The following is a 17734-nucleotide window of genomic DNA, read 5'->3' on the forward strand; positions in this document are numbered from 1 at the left end:
GCGCTGCCGTCTTCAGTATCGTCGTTCTTCCTGTCCACATCATGGCGAATTTTACCCCTGCCCCAGCAATTCGCCCAGAAACCGGGCTGTGTAATCCACCACCGGAATGATCCGCCCGTAATTGATTCGTGTCGGGCCAATCACGCCAATGGCCCCCACAATCCTGTTCGCCTCGTTCCGGGCGGGGGCCACCACCATGGACATTCCCGTCCCCCCGAACAGGCCGCTTTCCGCGCCAATAAAAATGCGAACCCCTTCTGAATGTTCCGCCAGCTCCAGCAGTCGCAACAGGGTTTCCTGCCGCTCCAGCCGGTCAAACAGAGCCTGAATGGCCAGCAGGCGTTGCTCTCCGTCCACATCGGTCAAAAGGTTGCCCTGCCCGCGAATGATCAGGGTGCCGCCTCCCTCTCCGCCGCCGCCCCAGATTGCCAGACCGCTGGCCACCACTTCTGCTGTCAGCGCATCCAGCGCATTGCGGTTTTCCGCGATATCAGCCCCTACCCGGTCACGCAGATCCGGCAGGGTTGCCCCCATCGTGTGGGTGTTCAGATAATTCGCGGCTTCCACCAGAGCGGAGGGCGGCATCCCGGCAGGGGTTTCAATCACCCGGTTTTCCACATGCCCGTCCGTCCCGACCAGCACCACCAGCGCACGGTTCCCGCCGAGAGCCACGAACTCGATATGCTTGACACCCCCCTCCCCTTTCGGTGCCACCACCAGCCCCGCCGCGCCGGACATGCCGGACAGCAGGCTGGATGCTTCTGTCAGCGTGTCCTGCAAGGAGCGCCCCCGCGCCTCCAGAGACTGCCCGATGGCCAGACGCTCCTCTTCCGCAAGGCCGCCAAACTGCAAAAGACCATCAACAAACAGGCGTAATCCCGCTTCTGTCGGCAGGCGCCCGGCGGAGGTATGGGGCGAGAACAGCAACCCTGCTTCCGTAAGAGAGGCCATAACGTTGCGAATGGTGGCCGGAGAGAGCGGCACTCCCAGCCTGCGGGAGAGCGTGCGGGACCCCACGGGCTCACCGCTGGCCACATATTCCTCCACAATTTCACGCAGAATCGTGGCGGACCGGGCATCCAGTGCCGGGGGCAGAACGGGTTTCGCAGGCAGCAGACCGTGTTTCATGAGTATCAGGCCTCTTCCATCTCAACAGAGCCTCTCCAGCTTCTGCGCATCCAAACCCCGGCTGACAAGAAAAACCATACACCCGCCTGCCCGCTGGCGCATGCTCCCGTGCGGGTGAGCGGTTTCGCTCCCGGCAAAACCGCTTTATGTGCAGAGAACACTTTTATTCAAGGAGTTCCCTCATGCGCCCGTCCGGCCGCCAGCCCAACCAGATGCGCCCCGTCACCATTGAAACCGGCTTTGCCCGGCACGCTGAAGGCTCAGCGCTCATCCGTGTGGGGGGGACTGAAGTTCTCTGCGTGGCCAGCGTTGAAAGCCGGGTGCCGCCCTTCCTGCGCGGCAAGGGCACCGGCTGGGTGACCGCGGAATACGGCATGCTGCCCCGCGCCACCCACACCCGTGGCAACCGTGAAGCCGCCAAAGGCAAGCAGTCTGGCCGCACGCAGGAAATCCAGCGCCTTATTGGCCGCTCCCTGCGCTCCGTGGTGGATCTGGCCGCGCTTGGGGAAATGAGCATCACGCTGGATTGTGACGTTCTGAACGCAGATGGCGGCACGCGCTGCGCCTCCATTACCGGCGCGTGGGTCGCGCTGCGTCTGGCCCTTGGCCAGCTTGTTGCGAAAAACGTGCTGAGCCACATGCCGCTGCGCGGGCAGGTTGCCGCCGTGTCCTGCGGCCTGACCAAAGTTGGCCCGGTACTGGATCTGGACTATGAAGAAGACAGCGCCGCCGCTGCCGACACCAATTTCGTGCTGACAGCCGACCGCCGCATCGTGGAAATTCAGGGCACGGCGGAAGACGCCCCCTTCACGGAAGATGCGTTCAACGAGATGTTCGCTCTGGCCCGCAGCGGCGTGTCCGTCCTGTTTGATGCCCAGACACTGGCTGTGGACGCGGCGGAGAATCGCTGAAATGACCCACGGCAAACTGGAGGCTGGCACCAAACTGGTTCTGGCCAGCCATAATGCAGGCAAGCTGGCGGAATTTTCCACATTGCTGGCGGATTTTGGGGTAACCGTGCTTTCTGCGGGAGACCTCAACCTGCCGGAACCGGAAGAAACAGCCACCACGTTTGCCGGAAATGCGGCCCTGAAGGCTCTGGCTGCGGCCAAAGCCACCGGCCTGCCGGCGCTGGCGGATGATTCCGGCCTGTGTGTGAGCGCACTTGGCGGGGCTCCGGGCATCTATTCCGCCCGCTGGGCCGGGCCGGACAAGGATTTCCCGGCCGCCATGGCCCGTATTGAAGAGGGGATCGGGCAGGACGAGCGCGATGCCTGGTTTATCTGTGTGCTGTGCCTTGCCTGGCCGGATGGTACCACCCGCAGCTTTGAAGGCCGCGTGGATGGCAGCATCACCTGGCCGCCGCGAGGCGATAAAGGCCATGGCTATGACCCGATCTTCACCCCCACGGGAGAAACCCGCACCTTTGCGGAAATGGAGGAGGCTGAAAAAAACGCTATCAGCCACCGTGCCCGTGCGTTTGACGCTTTCAAAAAAGTTTGTCTGGACTAAACTGTTTCAAAGACGGAGCCTTGCGCTCCGTCTGACCGCTTCCCTTCCTGCGCACCCAGCCTTCCACTGCGCAGCATGACAGAACCCGGAAAACAGACTCACCATGACGATGCTTCCTTCTCCGTACACCACGCTGGACCTTGAAGGCGTCCGGACATTTCTTGCGTCTCTCCCGGCCATTGCGGCCCGGCTGGGCGGCACGCCAGAGGCATGGCAGGTGCGGGAAGTCAGTGATGGTAACCTCAACATGGTTTTTCTGGCGCATGGCCCACACGGCGGTGTGTGCCTGAAGCAGGCGCTGCCACATGTGCGGGTTGACCCTTCATGGAAAATGCCGCTGGACCGCACGTTTTTTGAAGCGGCCTACCTGCGCGCCATCTTCCCGCATGTGCCGGACCTGACAACCGAATGCCTGCATTTTGACCCGCATCAGTTCATCCTGATTGTTCCCGCCCTTTCAGAGCATACTGTTTTACGCACAGCCCTGATGGCCGGAACCTTTTACCCGTCCGTTGCCGCTCACGTGGGTGAATTCGTGGCCCGCAGCACCTTTGCCACATCCCTGCTGGCAGAGCCGTTTGAAACGGTGATGAACCGGCGGATCTGCTTTGCCCGCAACCAGACACTCACCCGCATTACGGTCGATCTCGTCCTGACAGACCCGTATCATGACCACCCGCGCAACCACTGGGCAGACCCGCACCTGACCTCCATTGTGGCCGCCCTGCGTGCGAGTGCCGCCGTGCAGGCGCGTATCGACAGCCTCCGCCTGCGCTTTTTATCAACCCCGCAAGCCCTGCTGCATGGTGACCTTCACACCGGCTCGGTCATGACTACAGGCGCTGACACCCGGATTATTGATGGTGAATTTGCCACCTTTGGCCCGATCGGGTTTGATGCCGGTCTGTTTATTGGCAATCTGATCCTGAATTTTTTCGCAACACCCGACCGCGCGGCACAAAGCGTGCATCTGGATATGATCCAGACATTCTGGACCACATTTAAAAAACAGTTTCTCTCCCTGTGGCAAAACAGGGAAACTGCCCAGGACCGCTCAGAACTTTATTACGCGACAACAGATAAATCGACACAGAATTTTGAAAAATCTCTTTTTATGAATGAAATTTTCCATGATATGTGCGGATTTTGCGCCACGGAGATTATTCGCCGTATCATTGGCTACGCGCATGTTGCTGACTTTACCATTCTTGCAGACCCCTCAACCCGTATGGAGCGGCAAAAAGCAGCGCTGCTCTTCGCAAAAGACTGCCTTGAACAAAAAAAGCCCCTTAAATCTCTGGCAGATTTTCTGGAGCTCCTTCAGCAGAACATGTCCGCCCGGTAAGTCCGGGCGACAACATCAGGAACCCTCAAAGCAGAACATTGAAAAGTATTTTATAGAAATTCATTTATTATAAAATAAGTTTTCCGAAAAACTCCATTCTTCCACCACCTTTATTGGTGCGATTTTCAGAACATTCCAGCCAGAACTTTCCCGGCACCCAGAAACCTCAATGGAAACGGAAATTTCTTATATTTTCAAAAAAGTATCAGAGTTTTTCTTCCGCATCATACGCTACAACCGGATCAATGGGGAAACGGATCAGGTGATAGGGCGGTTTCCGCTTGTCCTGCCCGCCATTGAAGCCCGCCAGACGGTTCCACTGCCCCAACGTGCAATAAACATGTGTTTTTGTGCAAAAAATACCGTCTGGTGAGAGAATGCGCGGATCATGCACCATCAGGTCAAACGTGCCATCGGTATTACGCCGTAAAATGCAATCATGCTCAAAGTTCGTGATGTAAATTCGTCCTTGCGCGTCTGTCGCCAGACCATCCGCCGTGCCCTTCTCCCCTTCATCGCGCACAGCAGCCGCCAAAGCGGCCTCACTCACGGTGGGGTCCGCAAGAAGGGCGGTGGGCAGGCTATACAGCCTTCGGCTGGTCAGGGGCGCATAAAAAAGGCGCTCACTCCCGGCACTCAGGGTAATGCCATCTGCGCCGCCCACCACAAACCGCGGGGGTTTTCCCGGGGTGTAAACCAGAGGCACCCCTTCCACCATCGCCATAAAGCCCGGCTCTGCCTGTGTGGAAGGGTGGGTGCCCAGCACACGCCGCTGCCGCCCCGTGGCAATATCCACCACAACCAGCGCCGGGCTGTGCCCGAACGAGCTATCTGTCACATAAACCGTGCCCGCCTGCCCGTGGGTCAGGTCCACACGCAGGTCATTCATGTGGCTGTCGGGCAGAAGGGCCGGGGCAGCCAGTATAATCCTGTGCAGGAGATGCCCGGTTTCAGGGTCAAAACAAACCAGTTTCGCCGCACCGGGCTGGAGAGGCTGGCCTGCCAGCTTGCCATCATCAACAGCCCAGATGCGGCCTTGCGTATCCATCGTCATACCATGGATAGACATCAGCCTGTCCGCCGGTGCAGCGGAGGAGGGCAGGCTGAGGCCCGCATTCGGCCAGGGCACAACCTTCCCCTGCCTCAACTCCCCCAGCGTTGCGCCCTTATGGTTCACCGCATGGCGGGGAAAGCCCACAAAAATGCGCCCTGCATCCGTCACCACCACACCGGACGGACCGGGGCCATAAAAATCCGCAACAATTTCAAAAGACCCGGCGGACTCGTATCCCTGATCCCCATTTACGCCGGTTGTGGGTGCGCCGCGAGATCCGGCCTGTCGCGTCCGCAACGCCTCCGCAGAAGCACGCGCGGGAAAGGCCGCCGCGACAGGGAGGACCCCAGCCCCCAGAACAGCCGCTCTGAGCAGCCGCCTGCGCCCTGTATCCGCTGGCAAAGGGGAAAGCATGGGCGGACGAAACAAGGACGGACGCAATGCCATGAAAACTTCACTCCTGCCTGAGCCTGCCCAAGGCTCTCATGCACGCTCCCGCCGGGCAACCCCCGCAGCCACCTCCCAAATCACAAACCCGCAGGAGGGCAGGGGGCAGGGGGCAGCTGACACAAAAAAGGCGGCGCCGTTTCCGGCACCGCCTTTTAAGAGGCTTGCTTTGACACTGTCCCTGAAGAGGGGGCACCCCGGAGGGCACTCCACCTTCAGAACCGTGTATCTCAGCTATCCGTGTTACGACGACGAATGGCCGCACCCAGAATATCACCGAGAGACGCACCGCTGTCGGATGAGCCGTATTCGTTGATAGCCTGCTTGTCTTCTTCAACTTCGCGACCTTTGATGGTCAGCGCGAGCTTGCGAGCGGCACGGTCAACAGAGACCACCTTCGCATCAACGCGTTCACCAATCGCAAAGCGTTCCGGACGCTGCTCAGCCTTGTCACGGGCCAGTTCCGCACGGCGGATGAAGCCGGTCAGAACATCGTCAACCTTCACTTCAATCCCGTTGGACTGAACTGCGGTGACGGTGCAGGTCACGATGGCACCTTTCTGAACGCTCGTCAGAACGTCAGCGGCCGGGTCTTCCTGAAGCTGCTTGATACCGAGAGAGATACGTTCTTTCTCGACATCCACGTCCAGAACCTTGGCTTTGACAACCTGGCCCTTTTCGTAGTGCTTCATTGCTTCTTCGCCGGTTTCGTCCCATGACAGGTCGGACATGTGAACCATGCCGTCGATGTCTGCGGAGAGACCAACAAACAGACCGAACTCGGTGATGTTGCGGATTTCGCCTTCTACGGTCGAGCCGATCTTGTGCTCTTCCGCGAACTGCTCCCACGGGTTGCGCTGAACCTGCTTCAGGCCCAGGGAGATGCGGCGCTTCGCGCTGTCCACATCCAGAACCATCACATCGACTTCCTGAGACGTAGCGACGATCTTGCCCGGATGGACGTTTTTCTTCGTCCAGGACATTTCGGAAACGTGCACCAGACCTTCAACGCCCGGCTCCAGCTCAACAAATGCGCCGTAATCGGTGATGTTGGTCACGCGGCCCGTGTAACGCGCACCCGGCGGGTACTTCAGGGCAACATTTTCCCACGGATCAGCTTCAAGCTGCTTCATGCCCAGGGAGATGCGCTGCGTATCGGAGTTGAAGCGTATAACCTGCACGCGAACCGGCTGGCCGATCTGCAGAGCTTCGGACGGGTGGTTGATACGCTTCCATGCGATGTCGGTCACATGCAGCAGGCCATCAACGCCGCCGAGGTCAACGAACGCACCGTAATCGGTGATGTTCTTCACAACGCCGTCCAGGATCATGCCTTCAGTCAGGCCCTGGATCAGTTCGCTGCGCTGTTCTGCGCGGGTTTCTTCCAGAACGGCACGACGGGAGACAACGATGTTGCCACGTGCACGGTCCATTTTCAGGATCTGGAACGGCTGCGGAACACCCATCAGCGGGCTGACGTCACGCACGGGGCGGATATCAACCTGGCTGCCGGGCAGGAACGCCATGGCGCCACCCAGATCAACCGTGAAGCCACCTTTGACGCGGCCATAGATGGTGCCGTTAACGCGCTGGTTTGCTTCGAACGCTTTTTCAAGGTTCGTCCAGGCTTCTTCACGGCGGGCTTTTTCGCGGGAGAGCACGATGCTGCCGTCACGATCTTCGTAACGTTCAACATACAGCTCAACAACGTCACCCGGCTTGACATCGGGGGACACACCCTGAGGAGCAAACTCGCGCAGGGAAACGCGGCCTTCGCTCTTCAGACCAACATCGACAATCGCGAATTCGTCGGTCAGGCGGACAATGCGCCCGCGCACCACGGACCCGTCAAAGCCGGTATCGCGACCGAGGGTCTCGTCAAGAAGGGTAGCAAAATCTTCGCCACGGAAGTGATCCGTGGCCGGGGTTGCGGCTGAAGCCATGTGAAACTGTAAATCCTGCGTCGGCCCGGAAAATGGAACCGACCATTCCTGCGCACCACCTGAAGCAGCAGCACGACTTGCCCCGGACAAAAAACGGACATCATGGCCCGTGCAGGTCCGGTGACCCTGACTGAACAAGGAAACCCGCTGCAGACAACGGGTATCTGTGGGCAGAGACACCCTCCACCGGCGGCTTGTCAACACAATCCGGCACAATTTGATCAGTCGTGATGGTAAATTGACTGATTCGGCACAAACTTCACTGAGGCCGATCGAGCGCCTCAGGCCGTGTGCGTGCCGAGTCGCTCCCGCACAACCCGCAGGGCTTCGGCCAGAACGGCGTCTGCACTCAGGGTGTCGGTCTCTATCACAACCGCATCAGCCGCCACCTGCATGGGGGCTGCCTGCCGCCCGGCATCCGCGGCATCACGCGCCTGCAGGTCCGCTTCCATTGCCGCCAGACGGGCCGCGGCCCCTTCTGCTTTCGGGTCTTCCCCCATCTGCAGGAAGCGGCGCAGCGCCCGCGTGGCGGGAGAGGCCGTGATAAACAGCTTGACGTCCGCATCCGGGAAAATGGCCGTGCCGATATCGCGGCCATCCAAAACCCCGCCGCGCTCCTGCGCAAAGCGCCGCTGTGTTTCCACCAGTGCGCTGCGCACCGCAGGCTGTGCCGCCACCAGACTGGCTGCACGCGCCACCTCCTGCGTGCGCAGGCCCTTGCGCTGGGTATCCTCCGCGCGGAGCCTGCGGGCGAAGTCTTCCGCCGGAGCCGCCGGGTCCTGCCCTGCATCCAGCACCAGACGCCCGACAGCCCGGTAGAGCAGGCCGGTATCCAGATAGGGCAGGTTCAGACTTGAGGCCAGACGCTTGGCCAGCGTACCCTTGCCCGCGGCTGCCGGGCCATCAACCGCGAGAACCGGCCCACCGCGCGTCATGCCGGAAACCCCGCGCCAAGGCTGTTCATCAGCGCGAAATAGCCGGGGAAGCTGGTATCGATAAACGCCGTGTCATCAATATCCACAGGCTTTTCCGCCACCAGCCCCAGTACGGAGGCGCTCATGGCCAGACGGTGGTCCATATGGGTTTCCACCAGACCGCCACCGGGAACATGCCCGGCTGTGCCGTGAATGATCAGGTCATCACCATCAATGCGGGTGCGCACGCCGTTATTTTCCAGCAGCGCCACGGTCGCGGCCAGACGGTCGCTCTCCTTCACCCGCAGTTCGGCCAGCCCCCGCAGGCGGGAGATGCCCGTGGCGTGCGCTGCCGCCACAGCCAGAACGGGGTATTCATCAATCATGGAAGGGGCACGGTCTGCCGGCACATCCACAGCCTGAAGGGAGGAGGCCCGCACATGCAGATCCCCCACAGGCTCCCCGCCCTCGGTGCGTTCATCCAGAATATCCAGACGCCCGCCCATTTCCCGCAGGGTGGTGAACAGGCCGGTGCGAAGCAGGTTCAGCCCGACATTGGAAACCACCACATCAGACCCCGGCACCAGCAGCGCCGCCACCAGCACGAACGCTGCGGAAGAAGGATCCCCCGGCACGGTGACATCCCGCGCAATCAGCCGCGGTTTGCCCTCCAGACGGATCACGCGGCCACCCTCCGGCGTTTCTTCCACCGTCACGTGCGCGCCAAAATGGCGCAGCATGTTTTCCGTATGGTCACGGGTTGGCACAGGTTCTTCCACCTGCGTCACGCCCTCGGCATTCAGGCCGGCCAGCAGCACGGCGGATTTGACCTGAGCCGAGGCCACCGGCAGGCGGTAGGAGAGGGGGGCAGGGTGCGCATTGCCCTGAATGGCCAGCGGCAAACGCCCGCCCTCACGCGCCAGAAACGTGGCGCCGGTTCCGGCCAGCGGGTCCATCACGCGCTTCATGGGGCGGCGGCGCAGGCTGGCATCCCCTGTCATGACAGACAGGATGCCGTGGCTGGCCAGAAGGCCGGACAGCAGGCGGGCCGCCGTGCCGGAATTCCCCATATCCAGCACATCCGCCGGTTCCTGCAGTGCGCCCAGCCCACAGCCGTGCACATGCCAGCGGCCACCTTCTTCCTGCGTTATCCTGGCACCCAGTGCGCGCATGGCGGCGGCCGTGCGCAGCACGTCCTCTCCCTCCAGCAGGCCTACAATCCGGGTTTCACCCTTTGCCAGCGCCGCAAACATCAGGGCGCGGTGGCTGATGGACTTGTCACCCGGCACGGCAATCCTGCCGGTAAGGGGCGACGCAGGGCGGGATGCACGCAGGGCGCGGGCAGGGGAGGAGGAAGGCTGTGTCATGCGTATTTCATTCCGGCTTGTCCTGCCGTAAGTCAATCCGGCACACCGGAAAACGGTATCTTTTTTGCGTGAAAAGCAGCACCCCCGGCACTTCGGGATTTGACAGGACCCCTGCGCAATGGCATGTGCCCTCGCCTTAATAGTCTGGTCGATTCCGGTCTGAGCTGCGGCTCGGGAGAATCGTCCTTTTCCGGGACGCACGTTGTCCCAATGTCTGATCAGGATCGACAGGTAGCAAGATGTCCCAGCCCGATCTCGGCACCAAACGCGTCTGCGTGTCCTGCGGTGCCCGCTTCTATGACCTGAACAGGTCTCCCGCCGTCTGCCCGAAATGTGGTACGGAACAGCCGGAACTCGTGTCCCGCCTCCGCCGCAGCTCGGACAGCCTCGCATCTCATGCCAACACGCCCGCTCCGGCCGTGAAAGATGATGAAGATATCGATATCGACACAGATGCCGATACCGATACCGATGATGTCATGGAAGATACGTCCGATCTGGACGATGATGATGATGACATCAGCTCGGACATCGATGTCAGCACGGATTCGGACGAACACGATTCCTGATCCGCATACGGGTGCCGGAGTTGCTCCGGCCCCTGTGCGGCGGCACCTCACGCTATCGTGATATGCCTTTTGAAAGCCCGGTCTTGCCGGGCTTTTTTTTATGCCCGGCGCTCTATTTCCACGCCAACGGCTTCAATTTCTTCAAACACATCCAGCTTTTCAATCCGCACCCGCACCACCCGCACGCGCGCATCCGCCAGCACACCGGCGGCAATCCGCTCCGCCAGTGTTTCCACCAGCCGCACATGGCCCTCACGCACGATGCGGCGCACCAGCAGCACGACATCCTCATACGAGACAGTGCGGCTCAGATCATCCGCCCCGACTTCCAGATCATCCCGGTCCAGCACCCCGAAGGAGACGGAAACGCGGATACGCTGCGTGACCCCCTGCTCATGCGGGAACACGCCGATATGGGCATCCAGCACCATGTTTTTCAAAAACAGGTGGCGCAGGGGTGGCTCATCCGCCCAGGGAGCAAAAATCGTCATTCGTCCTATTCTTCCAGCACAGAGGCTGCGGGGAGCGCGGGGGACCATTGCAGATGCTGCCCGCCATCAAGCGCCAGCATCTGCCCGGTGACAGACGGCAGCGCCAGCAGCGCCAGAGCCGCCCGCGCCACTTCCTGCGGTGATGTGCCATGCCCCAGCGGCACGGACGCACACTGCCGGGAAAACTGCTCTTCTGTCTGGCGCGGGCTGGGGAGGGCCGGGCCGGGCCCAATGGCATTCACCCGGATTTTTTTGGGAGCCAGCGCCAGCGCCATGGTCTGCGTCAAGGTCCACAACGCACTTTTGGAAACCGTATAGCTGATGAAATGCGGGGTGAGAGACCACACGCGCTCATCCAGCATGTTCAGGATCATGCCCTCCGCCGAAGCGGGCAGCGCTTTGGCAAAGGCCTGCATCAGCACGAAGGGGGCGCGCAGGTTGGGCTTCATATGCTCCATCCAGCTCTCCCGCGTGGCGTCATGCCACTCATCCCGCTCGAAGGTGGACGCATTATTCACCAGCACACCCAGCGGGCCGCCCAGAGCCTGCATGGCGGCGGGAACAAGCGGGGTCACCTCTTCCTCCCGCGCCAGATCGGCCTGAAGCAGGCATGCCTTGCGGCCTCTGGCTTCCACGGCTTTCAGGGTCTCTTCCGCTCCCTCCCGGTCTCCCCGGTAATGGATGGCCACATCAAACCCGGCGTCAGCCAGCGCAAGCACAATCGCCTGCCCCAGACGTGCCTTGCCGCCTGTTACCAGTGCGCGGCGCGGCAGGGCGGGTGAGAGCGGGAGCGCCAGAGCCACAGAGGCCCCGCAGGCATCAGGCACAGGGGAACTCATGCGGGCCGCCGTGCGCCAAGGGCTGCGGCCAGAGTGCCATCATCCAGCACATCAAGTGCCCCGCCCACGGGCATGCCCTGCGCCACGCGGCTGACTGTCACGCCGCCGTAAGAGGCCAGTTTATCCATCAGCCAGTGCATGGTTGTTGCGCCCTCCACCGTTGCGCCAAGCGCCAGAATCACTTCGCGCACGCTGCCCCGGTCCAGCCGCGCCAGCAGCGGGGCGATATTCAGATCTTCCGGGCCAATACCCGCCAGAGGAGAAAGCGTGCCGCCCAGCACCAGATACACGCCACGATGCACCCCCGCGCGCTCCAGCGCCCAGAGGTCTCCCACCGTTTCCACCACACACACCACGCTCTGGTCCCGCAGGGGGTCCGTGCAGAGGTGGCAGGGGTCCACCGTGTCCAGATTACCGCAGGTGGAGCAGGTTTTTACCGCCGCTCCCGCACGCTCCAGCGCGCGGGCCAGCGGCACGAGGCGCGCCTGTGGGTCACGCAGCAGGAACAGGGCTATGCGGCGGGCAGAACGCGGGCCAAAGCCCGGCAGGCGCCCCAGAAGCCTGATAAGCTGCTCTATTTCCTGCCCGCCCATGGCGCACGGCCCCTGTTCAGAACGGCAGTTTCATGCCGGCTGGCAGGTTCAGCCCACCGGTGACTTTCTGCATTTCTTCCGCTGCTTTTGCATCCAGCTTGGTGCGGGCATCGGCGCAGGCCGCCATGACCAGATCCTGAAGCATTTCAATTTCTTCAGGGTCGGCCAGCTTGGGGTCGATCTGGATGGAGCGCATGTCACCCTTGCCGCTCAGCACCACCTTCACCATGCCAGCCCCTGAGGAGCCTTCAATATTCATGGCTTCCAGCGCGCTCTGCATGGCTTCCATTTTCGCCTGCATCTGGGTGGCCTGCTTCATCAGTCCGGCAAGATTTTTCAAAGTGTCTCTCCTTGTCTGGCTGCACGCCGTGCAGCCCGGCGCACGCCTGCGCGCCTTTCTCCAGTAATACGGGCCAGCACTCCGGCCCGCGTGTCTGGCCTAGTCCATAGACAGGCCGGGGTCGAAAGGTCGTTCATCCTCGTCCAGCAGCTCAGCGTCAAGCGGGGCAAAGACAAGTTCCGGTGGTTCCTCCGGCGGCAGGCCATACTCATCCAGAGCGTGATCCTGCACATCACCCAGTTCCGCATCCGGAAAAACGGCCAGAATGGCCTTTACCAGCGGATGCGCCTGCGCCGTGCGCCGCTGGAACTGGATAATTTCAGCGCCCTGCTCATCCAGCGTAGGCTCTCCCTCCTCCTCAGACAGGCGGATACGCCACGGGATGGAGGAAGCCTTTTCCAGCACTTTCTGAAACTGGCGCGGCAGATCAGACGGAAGCCCGCGCTGCATCCGCATGGTGATGGCACCGGGTGCAAAGGAGACCACATGCACCCCGTTGCGCAAATTTCCGTGCAGCAGCGCTTCACGCTGCTCCTTGACCAGCGCAACGGCCTCACGCCATGTGCGCGGCACCTGCGGGCCTTGCGGTTCCGGCGCAGCCACGGCCTCTGGAACCGGGGCAGGGGCCGGAGATGAATCAGAAGCCGGGAGAGCATCAGACGCCGGAAGCAGCACCTGCTCAGGCACGCTCTCCTGAAGCATGACCGCAGGCGCGGCGGCCACAGCCGCAGAGGAGGCTCCCGCAACCATGCGCAGGGGGGGCGGGGCCGGATGTCCGCCCGATCTGCCGCCTTCAGACCGGGCTTCACTCAGAGCGGAGGGCGCGCCTCCCTCCGGCCCGGAGGCAGCGGCCTGTGGCTGGGCACCCGCAGCCCCGCCCTGCCCGGACAGACGCCGCACCAGATCTTCCGGTGAAGGCAGATCCGCCACATAGCACAGGCGGATGAGCACCATATCCGCCGCGGCCCGGCGGTCTGGCGCCATATCGACTTCCTTCAGCCCCTTCACCAGCATCTGCCAGGCGCGCATCAGCACCGGCACAGGCAGGGCTTCGGCCATCGCGGCTCCACGCACGCGCTCAGCCTCCGGCATATCAGCCGAATCCCGCAGGGAAGGCACGGCCCGCAAGCGGGAAATAGTGTGGATCAGGTCCAGCATATCGCCCAGAACCAGCCCGAGGTCCGCCCCTCTGGCGTGGGCGGCATCGGCCAGCGCCAGAGCCTGATCGGGCTTGCCGGTCAGGGCGGCTTCCAGCAGGTCAAACACCACCTGCCGGTCCGCCAGACCCAGCATGTCACTCACAATGGACGCGCCGATTTCAGCGCTGCCTTCCGCGCCCTCACCCTGTGCAATCGCCTGATCCAGCAGGGAGAGGCCATCACGCACGGAGCCATCGGCAGCGCGCGCAATCAGCGCCAGGGCATCTTCGGAAAGCCGGACCTGTTCCTTTTCGGCAATACGGGCAAACAGCGCGGCCAGATCCGCCTGCGGCACGCGGCGCAGGTCAAACCGCTGGCAGCGGGAAAGCACCGTAACCGGCACCTTGCGCAGTTCCGTGGTGGCAAAAATGAACGTGACCTGCGCAGGCGGTTCTTCCAGCGTTTTCAGCAACGCATTGAACGCGTTGCGCGAGAGCATGTGCACTTCGTCGATAATGAAGACCTTCATCCGGCCCTGCATGGGGCGGAAGCGCGTGGCCTCAATAATTTCGCGCACATCATCCACACCGGTGCGGGATGCGGCATCCATTTCCAGCACATCGGGGTGCCGGTCATTCAGAATGGCGACACAATCCGCACAGACACCGCACGGGTCTGCCGTAGGGCCGCCCTTGCCATCCGGCCCCGTGCAGTTCAGGGCGCGGGCGATAATGCGGGCTGTGGTGGTTTTCCCCACCCCGCGCACACCTGTCAGCATGAAGGCATGGGCTACCCGCCCCAGCGCAAACGCATTCCGCAGAGTGCGGACCATGGCTTCCTGACCAATCAGGTCATCAAACGTGGTCGGGCGGTATTTGCGTGCAAGAACGCGATAGGGAGAGGAGGAATGTGGCTGGGTGGCCGGGGCCTGAGCCGGGGCCTGAACGGGTGCAGAGGCAGGGGGAGCGGCGTCACCAAACAAGCCGGGGCCTTCCATCACAGGATTGGGAAGTCCCTCATCCCGGGGAAGGTGCGCATCGGTCTTATCGGTCATGACAGTTCCGAAGATAAAGAACTCACGCTCCCGTGGCCTGAAGCCCTGAGCGGAAAAAGGTGGAAAGCCGGACAATGACCCGGTCGAAACTCGCTAGGGCTGCTTCCTTCCGGACCTGACCAGGTTAGCAAGGCGCTCGTCCATTGCCGACTTTCCGTTTTGAGGGATAGCACCAAACCCCCCTGCCTGCCAACCCTGCCCTTTTCCCTCTTGGCCTTACGGGAAGGGGCAGGCTAGGAGGTATAAGCCCTGAGCCATTCCTTGCCCCTTCAGAGAGTCTGAGCGTGTCAAAATTCAGCCTGTCTCCCCATGCCGCCGTGGTCCTGCTGACCTCCGCGCTGAGTGCCGTGCCCCTTTACGCTCATGCTGCCGCGCCGGACGGGTCAGCCGTGCGCAGCACCGTGCCAAACGCCCAGCTCCAGAAAGAGCTGGCTGTTCTGCAATACAAGCCCGAGGCCGCCAGCCCCGCCTGCATCGACTCCCTGAAAGAACTGCACAAGACACAGGCACAGCTGGAAGCCGAGCAGAGCCGCACGGATGATCAGGATCTGGCCATTGCGCAGGATGTGCTGGAATCCGATTTTGAAAACTCCATTGAACTCTGCTCTCCGGATGTGCGGCAGCTTTGCGAGACACCGAACCCGGAAAAAGCACTCGCTCAGGCCTGTGAACGGCTGGGCAGCATTCCGGACACATCCGAGAGTTCGTCTTCCGCAAACTGATCGCCTTGAAGGACGCCTCTCCCATGGCTGACGGCCCGGCCCCTCTCTCCCGCCTCCAGAGCCCCGCCATTCTGGCGGTGGATGGAGGGGGCACAAAAACACTGGCCGTGCGGATCGGGCCGGATGCCCGCATTCAGGCCCTTCAGGTGGCCGGCGGCAGCAATCCGTTTGACCACCCCGGCTGGAAAGATCTTCTGGCCAATCTGGTCACGCCGCTGGCGCAGAACATTCAGGCCTCCGCCTTCGGGCTGGCGGGCTATGGTGAAAACCGGGAAACGGGGCGGCTTCTGCTGGCGCACCTGCACCACCTGTGCCCCGGCGCGCCACTCAGCCTGACCAATGATGTGGATATGGCCTGCACCGGAGCCTTTGCAGGCGGGGCCGGGGTGCTTCTGCTCTCAGGCACAGGATCTATGGCCTGGGCGGCGGACGGGCGCGGCCAGACAGCCCGCGTTGGCGGCTGGGGGCCTGTTTTCGGGGATGAAGGCAGCGCGTACTGGATCGGGCGCAAGGCCCTGCAGCGGGTGTGTCAGGCCATGGACGGGCGCGCCCCTGCGGCCCAGCCCTTCGCCGTGCAGCTCTGCACCGCCATGGGCTGGCCGACGGAAAGCCCTGGCGCGCTGGATGCCCTGCTGGGGTGGTACAGCCAGCAGGAGCGCCCGCGCCCGGCGATCGCACAATGTGCCCGGCTGATCGACGAGATGGCGGAGGCGGGGTGCCCGGAAGCCTCGGCCCTTCTCACGCAGGCAGCGCAGCATCTGGCCAGCCTTGTCAGAACAGCCCGCGCGCGCTTCCCGAATGACACGCTGCCCTGGAGCTACGCGGGAAGTGTTTTTAAAAGCCGCCAGCTTCTTGCAACACTGACAGACCTGTGCGGGCCACCGCAGCAGCCGCGCCTGCCCCCGGTGGGAGGCGGCCTGGTGCGGGCGGCCCGTGCAGCAGGCTGGCCGGTCGATACGGCATGGATTGACCAGCTTGCCCATGCTCTGGAAACACACCCCCAGCCCGGAGCCCCCTAGCCTCTCCCTGCACGGAGACCTGCCCCGGCCTCTGGCTTTTCCTCCCTTGCGTGAACAGGACCCCCTCCCATGACAGACCTTGACGGTCACCTTGTTCTCCCGGACCGGATCATGCCCGGCCGCCTTTCCTTTTCCGACAGGATTCACGCCGCGGAACCCCGCAGCGCGGTGCCGGAGCGCTATATTCTGCCCGGCTTTATCGACGGCCATGTGCACGGTGGAAACGGTGCGGACACCATGGATGGCGTGCAGGCCATTCACACGCTCTCCCGCTTCCATGCCCGGCATGGCACCACAACCCTTCTGCCCACCACCATCACGCGCCCATGGGCGGACGTGATGGAGGCCCTCCACGCCGTGGCCGAAGTTGTCCGCACACAGGTGCCGGAGGGGCCGATGATACCGGGCGCGCATCTGGAAGGCCCCTTTGTCAGCCCGCACAAGCTGGGCGCACAGCCGCCCTTTGCCATTCCCCCCACGGCAGACCGCGTTGCCGAAGCGCTGGAGACAGGCTGCGTGCGCGTTGTGACCCTCGCGCCGGAACTTCCCCACGCACAGACAGCCATCAAACAGTTTGCCGAGGCCGGGGTTCGCATCAGTCTGGGCCACACGGTTGCGGACTATGACACATCCTATGCCGCCATCTGCCAGATCTGCGCCGTTGGGGGTGTTGCGGGGGGTACGCATCTGTTCAACGCCATGCCGCCCATTACCGGCCGCAACCCCGGCCCCGTCACCGCCCTGATGTGCAGTGATGCCTATGCGGAAATGATTTTTGACACCCACCATGTTCACCCGGCCACCTTCCGGCTGGCGCACCGGATGATGGGCGGCAGGCTGGTGTTTGTAACCGATGCCATGCGCGCCACCGGCCTGCCGGAGGGCCTCAGCCAACTGGGCGGGCAGGATGTGATGGTGAAAGACGGCACGGCCCGCCTGCCTGATGGCACTCTGGCAGGCAGTGTGCTCACGCTGGATCAGGCCCTGCGCAACGCCCTGAACGCCGGAACGCCCCTGCTGGAGGCCGCAGCCCTGCTCAGCACCAATCCGGCCCGCTATCTGGGCCTCACGGACCGCGGCACTCTCGAGGCCGGCAAACGGGCTGACTGCGTGGTGCTGGATTCCGCCTTCATGGTTCAGGAAGTCTGGGTGGGTGGCACCCGCATTCATTAACGCATAAAAAAAGGAAGAGCGCCGGGACGGCCCGACGCTCTTCCTTTTTAAAAATTCATACCCTTCAAGCAGGTTTTAAAACCCT

General features: G+C 62.4%; 17 protein-coding genes and 1 other RNA gene. 7 read left to right on the forward strand and 11 right to left on the reverse strand.

Features of this window, described 5'->3' with window-relative positions; all coding sequences use genetic code 11:
- Positions 1-51 precede the first annotated feature (51 nt).
- Positions 52-1128 carry a heat-inducible transcriptional repressor HrcA gene (gene hrcA / locus GOB82_RS03890; protein ID WP_166119946.1) on the reverse strand — a complete coding sequence of 359 codons (1077 nt, stop codon included), beginning with the start codon at positions 1126-1128 and terminating at the stop codon, positions 52-54.
- A 182-nt stretch (positions 1129-1310) separates the two neighbouring features.
- On the opposite strand from hrcA, the gene rph reads away from it, so the two are divergent.
- From rph to mtnK, 3 genes are all read left to right on the forward strand, one after another.
- Complete coding sequence (rph, locus tag GOB82_RS03895) at positions 1311-2039, forward strand: ribonuclease PH (protein WP_166119949.1); 729 nt, start codon at positions 1311-1313, stop codon at positions 2037-2039.
- Position 2040: 1 nt separating this feature from the next.
- Positions 2041-2640, forward strand: a complete 600-nt coding sequence (rdgB, locus tag GOB82_RS03900) for an RdgB/HAM1 family non-canonical purine NTP pyrophosphatase (RefSeq protein WP_166119952.1) — start codon at positions 2041-2043, stop codon at positions 2638-2640.
- Positions 2641-2743: 103 nt separating this feature from the next.
- Positions 2744-3985, forward strand: coding sequence for an S-methyl-5-thioribose kinase (gene mtnK, locus GOB82_RS03905; RefSeq protein WP_242007183.1), 1242 nt, complete (start codon positions 2744-2746; stop codon positions 3983-3985).
- A gap of 205 nt (positions 3986-4190) precedes the next feature.
- On the opposite strand, the gene GOB82_RS03910 is transcribed toward mtnK, so the two are convergent.
- From GOB82_RS03910 to aroA, 4 genes are all read right to left on the reverse strand, one after another.
- Positions 4191-5453 (reverse strand): L-dopachrome tautomerase-related protein, encoded by a 1263-nt coding sequence (locus GOB82_RS03910; RefSeq protein WP_166120408.1) that lies wholly within the window; start codon positions 5451-5453, stop codon positions 4191-4193.
- A 263-nt stretch (positions 5454-5716) separates the two neighbouring features.
- Positions 5717-7429 (reverse strand): 30S ribosomal protein S1, encoded by a 1713-nt coding sequence (gene rpsA, locus GOB82_RS03915; RefSeq protein ID WP_166119955.1) that lies wholly within the window; start codon positions 7427-7429, stop codon positions 5717-5719.
- 281 nt (positions 7430-7710) lie between these two features.
- Positions 7711-8364: a (d)CMP kinase gene (gene cmk, locus GOB82_RS03920; RefSeq protein ID WP_166119958.1), complete on the reverse strand. Its 654-nt coding sequence runs from the start codon at positions 8362-8364 to the stop codon at positions 7711-7713.
- Positions 8361-9710, reverse strand: coding sequence for a 3-phosphoshikimate 1-carboxyvinyltransferase (gene aroA / locus GOB82_RS03925; protein WP_166119960.1), 1350 nt, complete (start codon positions 9708-9710; stop codon positions 8361-8363). The genes cmk and aroA overlap by 4 nt, the downstream gene beginning before the upstream one ends.
- A gap of 239 nt (positions 9711-9949) precedes the next feature.
- On the opposite strand from aroA, the gene GOB82_RS03930 reads away from it, so the two are divergent.
- Entirely contained in the window at positions 9950-10279 is a 330-nt protein-coding gene (locus GOB82_RS03930; RefSeq protein WP_166119963.1) for a TIGR02300 family protein, read from the forward strand.
- Between the two features lie 98 nt (positions 10280-10377).
- Here GOB82_RS03930 and folB read toward each other — a convergent pair whose 3' ends face one another.
- The 6 genes from folB to ffs all read right to left on the reverse strand — a co-directional run bounded on the left by folB (position 10378) and on the right by ffs (position 14891).
- Positions 10378-10770, reverse strand: a complete 393-nt coding sequence (gene folB, locus GOB82_RS03935) for a dihydroneopterin aldolase (RefSeq protein ID WP_166119966.1) — start codon at positions 10768-10770, stop codon at positions 10378-10380.
- A 5-nt stretch (positions 10771-10775) separates the two neighbouring features.
- The gene (locus GOB82_RS03940) at positions 10776-11609 is read right to left on the reverse strand and encodes an SDR family oxidoreductase (RefSeq protein ID WP_166119968.1); all 834 of its coding nucleotides are present in this window, start codon (positions 11607-11609) and stop codon (positions 10776-10778) included.
- Positions 11606-12202 carry a recombination mediator RecR gene (gene recR / locus GOB82_RS03945; RefSeq protein ID WP_166119971.1) on the reverse strand — a complete coding sequence of 199 codons (597 nt, stop codon included), beginning with the start codon at positions 12200-12202 and terminating at the stop codon, positions 11606-11608. The genes GOB82_RS03940 and recR overlap by 4 nt, the downstream gene beginning before the upstream one ends.
- A gap of 16 nt (positions 12203-12218) precedes the next feature.
- Positions 12219-12542: a YbaB/EbfC family nucleoid-associated protein gene (locus tag GOB82_RS03950; protein WP_166119974.1), complete on the reverse strand. Its 324-nt coding sequence runs from the start codon at positions 12540-12542 to the stop codon at positions 12219-12221.
- Between the two features lie 99 nt (positions 12543-12641).
- Positions 12642-14735, reverse strand: a complete 2094-nt coding sequence (locus GOB82_RS03955; RefSeq protein ID WP_166119977.1) for a DNA polymerase III subunit gamma/tau — start codon at positions 14733-14735, stop codon at positions 12642-12644.
- 58 nt (positions 14736-14793) lie between these two features.
- An RNA gene (gene ffs / locus GOB82_RS03960) (signal recognition particle sRNA small type) lies at positions 14794-14891 on the reverse strand.
- A 128-nt stretch (positions 14892-15019) separates the two neighbouring features.
- Between ffs and GOB82_RS03965 the strand changes: the two genes are divergently transcribed.
- The 3 genes from GOB82_RS03965 to nagA all read left to right on the forward strand — a co-directional run bounded on the left by GOB82_RS03965 (position 15020) and on the right by nagA (position 17649).
- On the forward strand, positions 15020-15457 hold the full coding sequence (locus GOB82_RS03965) for a hypothetical protein (protein ID WP_265794237.1): 438 nt from the start codon (positions 15020-15022) through the stop codon (positions 15455-15457).
- Between the two features lie 23 nt (positions 15458-15480).
- Positions 15481-16476: a BadF/BadG/BcrA/BcrD ATPase family protein gene (locus tag GOB82_RS03970; RefSeq protein WP_166119980.1), complete on the forward strand. Its 996-nt coding sequence runs from the start codon at positions 15481-15483 to the stop codon at positions 16474-16476.
- Positions 16477-16545: 69 nt separating this feature from the next.
- The gene (gene nagA, locus GOB82_RS03975) at positions 16546-17649 is read left to right on the forward strand and encodes an N-acetylglucosamine-6-phosphate deacetylase (protein ID WP_166119983.1); all 1104 of its coding nucleotides are present in this window, start codon (positions 16546-16548) and stop codon (positions 17647-17649) included.
- Positions 17650-17734 lie beyond the last annotated feature (85 nt).

The sequence above is a fragment of the Acetobacter farinalis genome (assembly GCF_011516935.1).
GTDB classification, from domain to species: domain Bacteria; phylum Pseudomonadota; class Alphaproteobacteria; order Acetobacterales; family Acetobacteraceae; genus Acetobacter; species Acetobacter farinalis.

What these genes read in the sequence shown, in the direction of transcription:
- cmk (WP_166119958.1), bottom strand. Translation starts at nt 8,364, where the DNA reads ATGACGCGCGGTGGGCCGGTTCTCGCGGTTGATGGCCCGGCAGCCGCG.
- aroA (WP_166119960.1), bottom strand. Translation starts at nt 9,710, where the DNA reads ATGACACAGCCTTCCTCCTCCCCTGCCCGCGCCCTGCGTGCATCCCGC.
- GOB82_RS03930 (WP_166119963.1), top strand. Translation starts at nt 9,950, where the DNA reads ATGTCCCAGCCCGATCTCGGCACCAAACGCGTCTGCGTGTCCTGCGGT.
- mtnK (WP_242007183.1), top strand. Translation starts at nt 2,744, where the DNA reads ATGACGATGCTTCCTTCTCCGTACACCACGCTGGACCTTGAAGGCGTC.
- nagA (WP_166119983.1), top strand. Translation starts at nt 16,546, where the DNA reads ATGACAGACCTTGACGGTCACCTTGTTCTCCCGGACCGGATCATGCCC.
- folB (WP_166119966.1), bottom strand. Translation starts at nt 10,770, where the DNA reads ATGACGATTTTTGCTCCCTGGGCGGATGAGCCACCCCTGCGCCACCTG.
- GOB82_RS03970 (WP_166119980.1), top strand. Translation starts at nt 15,481, where the DNA reads ATGGCTGACGGCCCGGCCCCTCTCTCCCGCCTCCAGAGCCCCGCCATT.
- GOB82_RS03955 (WP_166119977.1), bottom strand. Translation starts at nt 14,735, where the DNA reads ATGACCGATAAGACCGATGCGCACCTTCCCCGGGATGAGGGACTTCCC.
- GOB82_RS03940 (WP_166119968.1), bottom strand. Translation starts at nt 11,609, where the DNA reads ATGAGTTCCCCTGTGCCTGATGCCTGCGGGGCCTCTGTGGCTCTGGCG.
- rph (WP_166119949.1), top strand. Translation starts at nt 1,311, where the DNA reads ATGCGCCCGTCCGGCCGCCAGCCCAACCAGATGCGCCCCGTCACCATT.
- rpsA (WP_166119955.1), bottom strand. Translation starts at nt 7,429, where the DNA reads ATGGCTTCAGCCGCAACCCCGGCCACGGATCACTTCCGTGGCGAAGAT.
- GOB82_RS03910 (WP_166120408.1), bottom strand. Translation starts at nt 5,453, where the DNA reads ATGCTTTCCCCTTTGCCAGCGGATACAGGGCGCAGGCGGCTGCTCAGA.
- hrcA (WP_166119946.1), bottom strand. Translation starts at nt 1,128, where the DNA reads ATGAAACACGGTCTGCTGCCTGCGAAACCCGTTCTGCCCCCGGCACTG.
- rdgB (WP_166119952.1), top strand. Translation starts at nt 2,041, where the DNA reads ATGACCCACGGCAAACTGGAGGCTGGCACCAAACTGGTTCTGGCCAGC.
- recR (WP_166119971.1), bottom strand. Translation starts at nt 12,202, where the DNA reads ATGGGCGGGCAGGAAATAGAGCAGCTTATCAGGCTTCTGGGGCGCCTG.